General features: G+C 41.6%; 14 protein-coding genes. 6 read left to right on the forward strand and 8 right to left on the reverse strand.

Going from position 1 to position 11,723, the window contains the following annotated elements:
- Positions 1-30: 30 nt before the first annotated feature.
- The 7 genes from ccpC to fadH form a co-directional block, all read right to left on the reverse strand.
- Positions 31-912 (reverse strand): transcriptional regulator CcpC, encoded by an 882-nt coding sequence (gene ccpC, locus AC0C66_RS12395; RefSeq protein ID WP_014113620.1) that lies wholly within the window; start codon positions 910-912, stop codon positions 31-33.
- A 146-nt stretch (positions 913-1,058) separates the two neighbouring features.
- Positions 1,059-1,502, reverse strand: a complete 444-nt coding sequence (gene cbpB, locus AC0C66_RS12400) for a cyclic-di-AMP-binding protein CbpB (protein ID WP_003218674.1) — start codon at positions 1,500-1,502, stop codon at positions 1,059-1,061.
- A 138-nt stretch (positions 1,503-1,640) separates the two neighbouring features.
- Positions 1,641-1,838, reverse strand: coding sequence for an AbrB antirepressor AbbA (gene abbA, locus AC0C66_RS12405; RefSeq protein ID WP_010886502.1), 198 nt, complete (start codon positions 1,836-1,838; stop codon positions 1,641-1,643).
- Between the two features lie 133 nt (positions 1,839-1,971).
- A complete protein-coding gene (locus AC0C66_RS12410; protein WP_003218672.1) occupies positions 1,972-2,490 on the reverse strand; it encodes a ribonuclease H-like YkuK family protein in 519 nt (172 codons plus the stop codon).
- Positions 2,491-2,598: 108 nt separating this feature from the next.
- A complete protein-coding gene (locus AC0C66_RS12415; RefSeq protein ID WP_003218671.1) occupies positions 2,599-2,838 on the reverse strand; it encodes a YkuJ family protein in 240 nt (79 codons plus the stop codon).
- Positions 2,839-3,457: 619 nt separating this feature from the next.
- Positions 3,458-4,681, reverse strand: a complete 1,224-nt coding sequence (locus AC0C66_RS12420) for an EAL domain-containing protein (protein ID WP_061187372.1) — start codon at positions 4,679-4,681, stop codon at positions 3,458-3,460.
- A 63-nt stretch (positions 4,682-4,744) separates the two neighbouring features.
- Entirely contained in the window at positions 4,745-5,509 is a 765-nt protein-coding gene (gene fadH, locus AC0C66_RS12425) for a 2,4-dienoyl-CoA reductase (protein ID WP_072182874.1), read from the reverse strand.
- 141 nt (positions 5,510-5,650) lie between these two features.
- Here fadH and AC0C66_RS12430 point away from each other — a divergent pair, with 141 nt between their 5' ends.
- The 4 genes from AC0C66_RS12430 (at position 5,651) to AC0C66_RS12445 (ending at position 9,020) form a co-directional block, all read left to right on the forward strand.
- Positions 5,651-6,511, forward strand: coding sequence for a metallophosphoesterase (locus AC0C66_RS12430; protein WP_014113616.1), 861 nt, complete (start codon positions 5,651-5,653; stop codon positions 6,509-6,511).
- 56 nt (positions 6,512-6,567) lie between these two features.
- Positions 6,568-7,062, forward strand: a complete 495-nt coding sequence (locus AC0C66_RS12435; RefSeq protein WP_072182876.1) for a L,D-transpeptidase family protein — start codon at positions 6,568-6,570, stop codon at positions 7,060-7,062.
- Positions 7,063-7,137: 75 nt separating this feature from the next.
- The gene (locus AC0C66_RS12440; RefSeq protein WP_072182872.1) at positions 7,138-8,430 is read left to right on the forward strand and encodes an MFS transporter; all 1,293 of its coding nucleotides are present in this window, start codon (positions 7,138-7,140) and stop codon (positions 8,428-8,430) included.
- Between the two features lie 125 nt (positions 8,431-8,555).
- Positions 8,556-9,020: a YkyB family protein gene (locus AC0C66_RS12445; RefSeq protein ID WP_003232406.1), complete on the forward strand. Its 465-nt coding sequence runs from the start codon at positions 8,556-8,558 to the stop codon at positions 9,018-9,020.
- A 41-nt stretch (positions 9,021-9,061) separates the two neighbouring features.
- On the opposite strand, the gene cheV is transcribed toward AC0C66_RS12445, so the two are convergent.
- Complete coding sequence (gene cheV / locus AC0C66_RS12450) at positions 9,062-9,973, reverse strand: chemotaxis protein CheV (protein ID WP_461845725.1); 912 nt, start codon at positions 9,971-9,973, stop codon at positions 9,062-9,064.
- A 205-nt stretch (positions 9,974-10,178) separates the two neighbouring features.
- Here cheV and AC0C66_RS12455 point away from each other — a divergent pair, with 205 nt between their 5' ends.
- A complete protein-coding gene (locus AC0C66_RS12455) occupies positions 10,179-10,340 on the forward strand; it encodes a hypothetical protein (RefSeq protein WP_072182871.1) in 162 nt (53 codons plus the stop codon).
- A 201-nt stretch (positions 10,341-10,541) separates the two neighbouring features.
- Entirely contained in the window at positions 10,542-11,723 is a 1,182-nt protein-coding gene (locus AC0C66_RS12460) for an aminotransferase A (protein ID WP_003218653.1), read from the forward strand.

Consider the following 11,723-nt stretch of genomic DNA (forward strand, 5'->3'; position numbering starts at 1 on the left):
TAAATAAAAAAAGACAGCACATCGCTGTCTTTAAAATGGATTTTCTTGATCCAGCATATCCTTTATCACTTGAACAAAAGCTTGAACTTGCTTCAGCTCAAAGGCAGGTTCATAGCCTAATAGCCATGTATCCCGTCCGATCGGATGCTCTTTCATGTCTAACAGAGGCATTTTATTGACTTTATCTTCGTTTTGAAGGGTAACAGACGGCAAAATGGCATAACCGATTCCGTGCAGCGCCATCTGTTTGCACGTTTCAATCTGATCAACCAATATCGTCTGTTTTGGCGACGTTTTAAATTTTTGATGCCACCAGTGCTGAATTTCCTGAAAATAAGTGCTGTCGCTTTTAAATTGGATAAACGGCCGTTCTGTATGGGCAATATCTTCGATGCAGGAAATTTCAGTGTCCACTAAATACAGGTGATCTGTCATTAAGTAATCTTTACGGCCCTTCCACTCTGGGTTGCCCCTAATAATGCCAATATGAACCTGATCCTCGTATAAGCTTTTCAGCATTTCGCTGCTCCAGCCCGTAATGAGTGAGACCTTTGCATTCGGATACTTTTCCACATAAGTCTTCAAGACTTTAGGAAGCCAATGCTGGCCGATTATGGAGGCGACGGCAAGCTTCAGTGTGCCGTGAATTTCACCTTCAAGCTCATCAATATTTTCTCTTATTCTTTCCTGCTCTAACGTCACATCATTCGCAAACTGAATGATTTTCTCACCGGCCGGCGTTACCGTTAACCCTTTTTGGGATCTTAAAAAGATTTTTGTGCCCCACGCCTTTTCAATTGTTTGTAAGCGCTGAGATAAAGCCGGCTGAGATACAAAAAGCCGTTCCGCCGCCTTTCTCATATTTAATTCCTCAGCTAAAACTACGAGCATATGAAGCTCTTGAAGCTGCATGTCGTCCTCCTTTTCATGATCAATAAGTTTTTCTTATCTCCCATTCTAATCAAATCTTTGTTTCTGATTCAAGCCCTATTCTGGTTTAAATTATGTATGCGCTTTCTTTCTTGATCTGGGGATATAATAAAAATAGGCCGTGAAGCCTACTTGTTCAATGAGCGTATATGCTTATTCAATTCCTTTAAAACCACTCTTCTCGTAAAAATTCCTTCAAACACCTGCTCATCATTTTCAACACAGACAAATCCGTTATTAATGACCATGCCGAACCCCTTCATAATCGGATCATTTATATGGAGGCGCGGAATATCAGTCAGCATGACTTCCTCGACAGTAATCTGGTCAAGCTTTTCAAACTCGATTCGCTCAAGCCCAAAAATGCTGTTCATGATCATATTTGTACCGATTAAACCATGTAAACGATAGGAAGGATCAAGAACCGGGATGGCTGTGTATCCGGTTTTTGTCAGCACTAATAATGCGTGCTCAAGGTTGTTGCCGACTTGAACGTGCGCTACTTTGTCCGCCTCAATCATAAATTGTCCGACTGTTGCCTCAAGAAGCTGGTCTGATTGTAAGCTTATCATGTTTTCGACCCCTTTTCATTTTCCTCAACAATACATTCCCTATATTACAATAATATAAACTTTATCAGTATTTGTCGAAAAGTTTCGTTTCAATAAAAAAGATACTCTTTGAGCGAGTATCAATTATAGGGTGCTCCATTAATTTTCAAATCGAAATCGGTCGTATAGCGTTACAAGTTTTTTGTAGGTGGTTCCGTCAACGTTTTTGGTTCCTGTCTCTATATCGTTGATCTCACTGCTTAATAGCTCGATGGCATACTCATGGTTGATCAGGATATTCAGCAGAAGTTTTTGTTCTTCTTCTGTAAATCGTTCACCGATAAGACTCATTCGCAATCAGGCCCCCTGTTTTATACTGAATACCTCTGAAAGCAAGACAACTTACTTTCAGCTCTACCGCTAGAATAAGTAATCAGAAAACAAACGTCAACCGCATAATTCGACATTTCCCTTGGCTTTTCAGCCGGAATTATTTTGTGAAACGATTTGCATAGCTGAAGGCAGTGTATGAATCCGGTTTTATTTTTGCCTCAATCCCCATGGAAGTGATACGTCCTGTCATTTCTTGAATCAGTTCTTTTGTAAGCCCTTTTTTCCCAATATCCAAGTGAACCTCAAAGGTAAGATCCGCCCCCTCACCGGTAAAGGGCAGGAGCAGATCGGTAATATCCATTAAGTGCCCATCAAGAATATGAGCGGCCGTTTCTTGGCTGTACGCCGTTTCTAACGAAATCTTCTCCCGAAGGCTATGTATGGGTCTGTCGACTGTATGATTTTTCAAGCAGCCCCAAGCTCCCTTGCCTGTACGATGCAAATGCAATGCGGTAATAAACTTTGTGTAATCGCGGTACACTTGTGAATCAGTTCCGATCGATAACACATAAGAAGAACGGGGGTCCTTTCGAACAAAGGCTTTAAGCCGTTCCATCACATCTTGAAAGGTCATCTGTGCTTCTGAAAGATTATAAAACAGAAAAGAATCAGCCATAGCGACACTCCTTTTCAAAATTTACAACCATGAAACAAGTATGTTCCTTACCGTTTATTTCGATTACTTTTGCAAAAGCGGAAGCTTGTTCCCACTATTTCAGGAATCTTACTGAAGAAGTTCAAAGATTTCGATGGAAACCATGTCGATATTATCAAACGGATATGTGTTAGGTTTTTCACCTTTTTGGAAAACCGTCAATTCAAACGTTTGATTTTTTTCGAAATATTTAACACTGCATATTTTCTCACCATTTACTTCGAAATAACGCTGCATTGGCTCGTTAGCCGCTTCCGCTGTTTCTTGCAGACTTTGCAGCCGTGTGATGATACCCATTAATTGTGACATTCTAAAAAAAGACTCCTTTCAAAAAGCAACTTCAAATCAACAAGTATTTATTATAATACAAGTTCTATTGAGCATCATACCATAAAGTCGGACAGGATGGCATTTTCACTGCTGAATTTAAGAAAAGAAAAAAAGTGAAAAAACTATTTTTTATTAGTTTGAGGCTTTTTTTGAATGTCATGCACACAATTATGATTTTTTTGGTATGCCCGCAGAGTCAAGAAAGCTTTTTTTTGCAATTTCATCAAAATCTTCCTTTGAAATTTTGCAATATGTAATGATTCAGAGTGAACATCTCGCCGCATTTGCCGTCTAATATCTCTTGCACGGCCGTGCAGCATTGGTACGGGTGTTCGGGCGCTGAAAGAACATTTTGTTCCTCCCGGTGTTCAACGTTTTCCCCTAGTTAGGTTTATTGTTTTATTGATTGTCTTATGCTTTGGCAAATAAAAAAACTTGGCGGGGGTAGCGCCAAGCTTTTTCGGATCTTGATCTGATAGAGGGGTTGGGGAACAGAGAGTAGCTTCTCTCTATAATTAAATGATAATGATTCTCAGTATCAATGTCAATCGTTTTTTGATATTTTTTTCAATTCATAAAAAAACGGCCTTTCAGCCGCTTAAATCAATCCATCCTGCTCATATAAATAAGAATAAGGCAAGTCTATAAATAAATACATCTGATCATCCATCGGATACGAAAACGTTCTGATCATTTCACCTGTTTCCAAATCACTGTACAGATCACTGAAAAACCCTTTTCTGAGATTTCTCATTCTCATAATGTTCTCTAGGAAATAAGGACGCCAGCTCCAATTCTTTTCCGCGTATTCCGGCTGGTAAATCCATTCTCCATCTTGTTTAAACACATTTCCCGTCAGCTGATCGCCTTCTCCATCACACATGTAAATTCTAAAGCTGCAATCGGTCAGCTCTTCCGCCAGCTTTTTAATAAAGTCATCATCAGAAGACAGGTTGTTTTTTCTCAAAGATGTCACCGCTTGATGAACCCGTCTATAAAACTGTTCAGAGTGTTCATAGACGGTTTCAAGCTTCTTTTTCTCATGTGTGATAAATTGGTGAAATTCAGTTTTAAGTCTTTGTTTCAATACATCTCTCTCTAGAAACGTTTCAGACGGAGACAACAAGTAATAGCCCTGAAAATAGCGGCCTCCGTTTCTCCAAGCGTACTGAAGCTGGAAGTTCGCCTCAATGTCTTCATACAGCAGCGCAGCACCGATTTTTCTCGCTAGTAAAGATATGCTATATAGCACATGCTCATATGACGGTGACGGCTGTGATACTTTCAGCGCCTGCAAATCGATTTTTAACAGATCTGGCGAAAGTAATGCAATTCTGTCCAGGTTGCTGCTTTCTTTTCCGATATTATCAACTGCAATTTTAATTCCGTATGTACGATAGTAGGCAAGCATATGGTAAAGCTGCTCAATATCCCCTTCAAAATTGTGCTCCGTAATTTCAAGCACGAAACGATGAAGTTCAATTCCTTTCGCTTCATATTCTTTCAGAAGCTCCAGAAAGCTTTCGCCGTGATCAAGCATCAGCAGATTGGCATCCTGATTCATAAAAATCAGCAGATCAGAATCGGCCTCTAAAAAACGGTCTAGAGCCTGGCGGATAATTCTGTTATCCACCTCTAATTTATATTCTTCGGGTATTCCCCCATCTAAAAAGAAGGGTCCGAGACTTTGAATTTCCGAATCTGCCATTATACGCCCCAGCACCTCATACCCGACGATTTTCTGCTCCTCGGCACTGAAAATCGCCTGGTAATATGGGAGGACATCATCAATGTTCGTTAAAATATCAAGTGGATCCAACATGTTATCACCTGCTTCTCTATCTTTGTCTGATTATACCACATTGAATCCAAAGTTTAATATGCTTTAAAACGGATAAGGATTCAGCCATTGCCCCCCATCCAGAGTGACACATTCTCCATTCATATAGGAAGTTTCATCAGAAAGCATAAACGCGGCCAAGGCGGCGATTTCCTCCGGCGTGCCGAGCCGGCCGAGCGGCACACTGTTCAGCGTGCGGGCCATCGCTTTTTCTGATTCAAATAGCTTCTCCGCACCGCCTGTTCGCTCAATCGGACCGGGTGCAATCGCGTTTGTGCGAATTCCGTATTGGCTCCCCCACTCCACGGCCAGGGTTCTTGTCAGCGACAATACCCCTGCTTTGGCTGCAGCAGAATGAACGACCCCCGCTCCCGCTCCCCAAGCATAAGTGGCGGCCATATTTAAAATGACGCCCTTCTTCTGCTGCTCGATCCAATACCTTGCCGCAGCTTGGCTGCAAAAAAATGTGCCGTTTAAAACAATCTCAATAACGGCTTTCCATCCATTGGGCGTCAGCTTTTCTGCCGGGCAAATAAAATTTCCGGCCGCATTATTGATCAGCGCATCAAGCCGGCCAAAGGCTCTTATCCCTTCTGTAATCATGTCTGAAGCAGCGGAATCAGAACGGACATCCATTTGAAAACAAGTGACCTGCCCCTCAAAGGTCTCAATTTCTCTTTTCGTTTCCTCAAGTGCTTCCTGGTTCCGTCCTGTCACCATGACGTGCCAGCCTAATTCAGCCTGTTTTTTTGCCATTGCTTTTCCCATGCCGCTTGACCCGCCGGTAATAATAACCGCTTTTTTTTCCATGTTTCTCCCTCCTGTTGTGAATGAGTATTCATTCAATATTATTCTATCATTATATGCCTGCTCTGTCAGTACATGCTGATATGAGATTTTTTCAAGATACAGATGCTATAATAGAAAAACTCTATTAAAGGTTGGTTTGAAATGAAAAAGATGTCCAGAAGGCAATTTCTGAAAGGAATGTTCGGCACTCTTGCTGCCGGGGCTTTAACAGCTGGCGGAGGATACGGCTATGCCAGATATCTGGAGCCGCATATGATCGAGACAACCGAACACACAATAAAAAGCTCTCTCATCCCGCACGGATTTGACGGTTTTAAAATCGTGCAGTTCAGTGATACACACTTGAGTGATTATTTTACTCTTGAAGATTTAAAAACTGTCATCCTATCAATTAATGAATCTAAACCTGATCTCATAGTTTTTACAGGTGATATCATCGATAACCCTAATACGTACCAGCAACACCAGGCAGTTATTCCATTATTGAGAAAACTACATGCTCCCTTCGGCAAGCTTTGTATTTACGGCAATCATGATCACGGAGGCTATGGAACTGCTGTTTACAAAAGCCTGATGACGGCTGGCGGTTTTACGGTATACCGCAATGGTTATCAAACATTGTCGCTTGCAGATGGCAGCGAAATCGAGATTGCATCGCTTGATGACTTAATGCTCGGAAACCCAGATTATGAAGGCATCCTATCAAGGCTAAGCGACAGACTTTTTTCCATTCTGCTCGTCCATGAACCTGATGCAGCCTTAAAAACAACAGGATATCCGGTGAATCTTCAGCTTTCCGGCCATACACACGGCGGCCAGATTCAGCTGCCTTTTTACGGACCGATCATTACGCCTCCATATGGAAAAGTCTACATAGAAGGAATGTATCAAACAGGCAGCACTCATATTTATGTAAACCGCGGCCTCGGGATGACCAGACTGCCTTTGCGGTTTCTAGCCAAGCCTGAAATCACTGTCTTTACCTTAAAAAGCACAAATTAATGTAGCAGGATGGGCTCCTTATCAATACTTATAAGTAAAAAAGGAGGATGAGGAAACTGCTTACGTACCAGGTGAAGCAAGGTGATACACTGAACAGCATCGCGGCTGATTTCAGAATCAGCACCGCTGCGTTACTCCAGGCTAATCCGTCACTGCAGGCAGGGCTCACAGCAGGACAGTCCATAGTCATACCCGGCCTGCCGGACCCTAATACGATTCCGTATCATATCGCAGTCTCAATCGGAGCGAAGACCCTTACGCTGTTCCAAAATAATCGGGTAATGAAAACCTACCCCATCGCCGTTGGTAAAATACTGACGCAAACGCCCACTGGCGAGTTTTATATTATTAACCGCCAGCGCAATCCCGGCGGCCCATTTGGCGCTTATTGGCTGAGCCTTTCAAAGCAGCACTACGGAATACACGGGACGAATAATCCCTCTTCGATTGGTAAGGCTGTTTCTAAAGGCTGCATTCGCATGCATAACAAAGACGTAATCGAACTCGCTTCAATTGTGCCAAACGGAACAAGAGTCACTATTAACCGGTAATGTTTTCTTATTTGTTTCAAAAACAGGCGGTTTATAATATGATAAAGTGGGACCTTTAGGGTAAGGAGCGTTTTTATGGATATATTTAAAAATCGTAATTTTGTTCGCCTATTTTTCGCAGCACTCGCTTCTCAAATGGGCACGACAGTAGGCAACATGGCCTTTGCTTTTTTCTTGCTGGACCGCTTCAGCAGCCAGCCTTCATATACGACCTTGGCGGAGCTGATGTATTCTCTCCCGACCGTATTTGTATTTTTGATCGTAGGAGTTGTCGCGGACCGGTTTGACAGAAAAAAGGTAGCGGAAAACTGTGATTGGATCAGAGCCGGCCTGACTGTCGTTCTTTTTTTCACTTTATTTACCGGCAATATTCCTCTTGTTTTCTGTATTTTATTTGTCAGAAGCGCTGTAACGAAGTTTTTCTTTCCGGCAGAAAACAGTTTGGTACAAGCCATCCTGCCGAAGGAGCATTATGCGAAAGCGGCAGGGCTTAACCAGATGCTTTTTAGTATTTTCATGGTGTTCGGAGTCGGAATTGGCGCTGTTATGTACAACACCATCGGTATTGAAGGCGCCATTATTCTTGATTTTGTCAGCTTTATCATTTCCGGGCTGCTGATCCGCAGCTGCCGGATTCCGAAAGAAGCCCGGCAGCCAAACGGCGCATTCAGCTGGAGAAAAACTTCTGTTAAAGATTCAATAAATGATTTTAGGGAAGGTATTCTCTATATTTTTAAAAACAAACTCCTGGCATCTCTTATATTCGGTTTCTTCATTTTCGGATTTGTCACCGGAGGATTCGCCGTATTGCCAATGTTTACAATGAAATACGGATTGGCGCCTGACCGTTATGAGTGGCATACGTCTGTATTTACAATCGCACTCGGGTTTGGGCTGCTGGCGGGAAGTGTAATCGGCACGATCATCTCTAAAAAAGTGAAGCCGCATTTTTTAATGTCGATACCGATTTTCATTGCAGGCTTGCTGATTTTCGTTCTCGGCTATACGAATGTTTTATGGGTGTACTACGCGGCAGCTTTTGCCCTGGGAATGTGCATTGGACCGATCAACATTGCAATCGGAGGATGGATGCCAAAGATTGTTCATCCAAAGCTGATGGGACGTGTAAGCGGCTTGCAGGACCCTTTTATGATGTTTGCACAGTCTTTAACACTCGGCTTAGTTGCGCTATTATTCCCTAAGTTCGTTTCAAACATAGATTATCTTTATTACGGCATGGGCGTTATCATCCTGCTTGTTTTTATTTTTTATTTTGTTGCACTGCCAAAATACAGCGCACAGGCTGTGGAAGTGAATGTTCAGGAAGCATTTCAAGAGCAGCCGAAAAAGAAAGCAAGATCTGTATAATATACGTTAAAAATGCGCTTTTTTTCTCAGAAAAAAGCGCATTTTCACATTCAATATTTGCATTTCAACTTTAAAAAAGTATAATCTAATCATATAGAATTTGATAAGAGCAAAGGAGAGAAATAATGGACGACCATGCATATACGAAAGATCTGCAGCCAACCGTAGAAAATCTTTCAAAAGCAGTTTACACTGTGAACCGCCATGCAAAAACCGCCCCCAACCCTAAATACCTATACCTGCTGAAAAAACGGGCTTTGCAAAAGCTTGTCAAAGAAGGTAAAGGTAAGAAAATAGGGCTTCATTTTTCAAAAAACCCAAGGTTTAGCCAACAGCAATCGGACGTGCTTATTTCAATCGGAGACTACTATTTTCACATGCCTCCAACTAAAGAAGACTTCGAACATCTTCCGCATTTAGGTACACTTAATCAATCGTACCGAAATCCTAAAGCTCAAATGTCTTTAACAAAAGCGAAACACCTGTTGCAAGAATATGTCGGCATGAAAGAAAAACCGCTTGTGCCAAATCGCCAGCAGCCAGCTTATCATAAACCTGTTTTTAAAAAGCTTGGCGAGAGTTACTTTTAAAATAAAAACAGCCGTGCCACTCAGGCATCGGCTGTTTTTATTTATTCGATGACATACGTATCCACTTTTTTAATCAAGTCACTGATCTCAGGCTTGCTGATTTGCTCATCTGCGCCAACGACTTCTCCGCGGTGACGCAAATCATCTGTAATTAACGATGAGAAAATCATAACCGGTACGTCTGAGCTTTTCGGGTTTTCCTTCAGCAGCTTTGTGAGCCTGTGTCCGTCCATTTTTGGCATTTCAATATCAGTGATAATCATATCAATCTGTTCTGATAAATCAGTTTCATTTTCAGCAAGGTTCATAATGTAGTCATATGCCTCTTTTCCGTTTTCAAACGAAGAAACATTGTTGTACCCTGCTTCTTTTAACTCATCCTGCAAGAGGCGCATCAAGAGCGGTGAGTCCTCTACAATGATAAGCTTTTTATCAGCTCTTCTTTCATCTAAGCCCTCGGTATGCATATTGTACGTATCCACACCTGAGTCTGATTCGATGTCATAAATAATTTTTTCATAGTCAGGCAAAAAGATCATCAGGTCTTCGAGCTTAATAATCCCGGTAAGGTGCCGCTCCATTCCTTGATTTAATGATGTGGGCTTTTCAATTGCTTCCCAGGATACTCTGTGAATTTGAGAAACAGAGCCGACATGGAAAACAATTTTCCGTTTATTAAATTCAGTCACGATATATTTCTCGTCTTTTGATCCCTCAGGCTCAACTCCAAAAAATGAGAAGAGGCTGATCACAGGGAGAATTTCTCCTCTGAGCTTAATCATTCCTTCTACATGCTGATGGGAGTGAGGCACTGATGTCACCTCGACTGGCTGAATAATTTCCCTTACCTTCATGACGTTAATTCCGAAAGCATTATCGCCTACGCCATACTTCACAATTTCTAATTCATTTGTACCAGAATCCAATAAAATTTCGTATTGTTGTAACGACACTTCAATCCCTCGCTATTCGCATTCAGTATTGTACTGTATATATCGGCGTAAATTGTAAAAAGTGAATGGCATGGCTCTTCAAAATCGATTCTGGGAGCGTCAAGCCGCGGTTCTTAAAAAAAGAAACTTTTTTCCTAATAACCATTGACTTTCCAACTAACAGTGATAAAATAGTCAAGGATTTTTCCAAAGAAGGGTGTAAATAATGGGTACCTTAGTAATATTTAAAGAAAATGAAATGACTGTTTTAGAAGATATCAGTGAAGAGACTTACCTGCATATGAAGAAAGAATCAGCTGACCTTCAAGAAGAGCATCCATCGTATATGTTTTGGCACGAAGACCTTCATTTTGATTATGGTTATTAATGAAATTGGCACATATAAACAATAATAGAACATGATACAATAAGGACAATCAAATCGCTGGTTGTCTTCTTTTTTTCTGAAAAGAAAGGTATGTTTAGAAAAAAGGCGCATACAATCGAAATATATCGGCTAAAAAGGTGACAAATGATCAGCTAGTGGTAAAATAGGATAAACTCATTATATTTGTTAAGGTGATGAATTATGGAACATTTGCTGAATCCGAAAGCAAGAGAGATTGAAATTTCAGGAATACGCAAATTCTCAAATCTTGTAGCTCAACACGAAGACGTAATTTCACTTACAATCGGCCAGCCTGACTTTTTCACGCCGCATCACGTGAAAGCTGCCGCAAAAAAAGCCATTGATGAAAACGTGACGTCATATACTCCGAACGCCGGCTACCTGGAGCTGAGACAAGCTGTGCAGCTTTATATGAAGAAAAAAGCGGATTTTAACTATGATGCTGAATCTGAAATCATCATCACAACAGGTGCAAGCCAAGCCATTGATGCTGCATTCCGGACGATTTTATCTCCCGGTGATGAGGTGATTATGCCAGGCCCGATTTATCCAGGCTATGAACCTATTATCAATTTGTGCGGCGCCAAGCCTGTCATTGTTGATACTACGTCACATGGCTTTAAGCTTACTGCCCGGCTGATTGAAGATGCTCTGACTCCTAACACTAAGTGTGTCGTGCTTCCTTATCCGTCAAATCCTACCGGCGTGACTTTATCTGAAGAAGAACTGAAAAGCATCGCTGCCCTTTTAAAAGGCAGAAATGTCTTCGTATTGTCTGATGAAATATACAGTGAATTAACATATGACAGACCCCATTACTCCATCGCAACCCATTTGCGAGATCAAACAATTGTCATTAACGGCTTGTCAAAATCACACAGCATGACCGGTTGGAGAATTGGATTTTTATTCGCACCGAAAGACATAGCAAAGCACATTTTAAAGGTTCATCAATACAATGTGTCGTGTGCGTCATCCATTTCTCAAAAAGCCGCCCTTGAAGCTGTGACAAACGGCTTTGACGACGCCCTAATTATGAGGGAACAATACAAAAAACGTCTGGACTATGTGTATGACCGTCTTGTTTCCATGGGACTTGACGTCGTGAAACCGTCTGGCGCGTTTTATATCTTCCCATCTATTAAATCATTTGGAATGTCTTCTTTTGATTTTAGTATGGCTCTTTTGGAAGATTCAGGTGTGGCACTCGTGCCGGGCAGCTCATTCTCAAAGTATGGTGAGGGATATGTGAGGCTGTCTTTCGCATACTCGCTGGATACGCTAAGAGAAGGCCTGGACCGCTTAGAATTATTTGTATTAAAAAAACGGGAATCAATGCAGACGATAAACAACGGCGTTTAA

Source organism: Bacillus sp. VA13, assembly GCF_055710085.1.

What these genes read in the sequence shown, in the direction of transcription:
- ccpC (WP_014113620.1), bottom strand. Translation starts at nt 912, where the DNA reads ATGCAGCTTCAAGAGCTTCATATGCTCGTAGTTTTAGCTGAGGAATTA.
- cbpB (WP_003218674.1), bottom strand. Translation starts at nt 1,502, where the DNA reads ATGATAAGCTTACAATCAGACCAGCTTCTTGAGGCAACAGTCGGACAA.
- AC0C66_RS12410 (WP_003218672.1), bottom strand. Translation starts at nt 2,490, where the DNA reads ATGGCTGATTCTTTTCTGTTTTATAATCTTTCAGAAGCACAGATGACC.
- AC0C66_RS12415 (WP_003218671.1), bottom strand. Translation starts at nt 2,838, where the DNA reads ATGTCACAATTAATGGGTATCATCACACGGCTGCAAAGTCTGCAAGAA.
- AC0C66_RS12420 (WP_061187372.1), bottom strand. Translation starts at nt 4,681, where the DNA reads ATGTTGGATCCACTTGATATTTTAACGAACATTGATGATGTCCTCCCA.
- fadH (WP_072182874.1), bottom strand. Translation starts at nt 5,509, where the DNA reads ATGGAAAAAAAAGCGGTTATTATTACCGGCGGGTCAAGCGGCATGGGA.
- AC0C66_RS12430 (WP_014113616.1), top strand. Translation starts at nt 5,651, where the DNA reads ATGAAAAAGATGTCCAGAAGGCAATTTCTGAAAGGAATGTTCGGCACT.
- AC0C66_RS12440 (WP_072182872.1), top strand. Translation starts at nt 7,138, where the DNA reads ATGGATATATTTAAAAATCGTAATTTTGTTCGCCTATTTTTCGCAGCA.
- AC0C66_RS12445 (WP_003232406.1), top strand. Translation starts at nt 8,556, where the DNA reads ATGGACGACCATGCATATACGAAAGATCTGCAGCCAACCGTAGAAAAT.
- AC0C66_RS12455 (WP_072182871.1), top strand. Translation starts at nt 10,179, where the DNA reads ATGGGTACCTTAGTAATATTTAAAGAAAATGAAATGACTGTTTTAGAA.
- AC0C66_RS12460 (WP_003218653.1), top strand. Translation starts at nt 10,542, where the DNA reads ATGGAACATTTGCTGAATCCGAAAGCAAGAGAGATTGAAATTTCAGGA.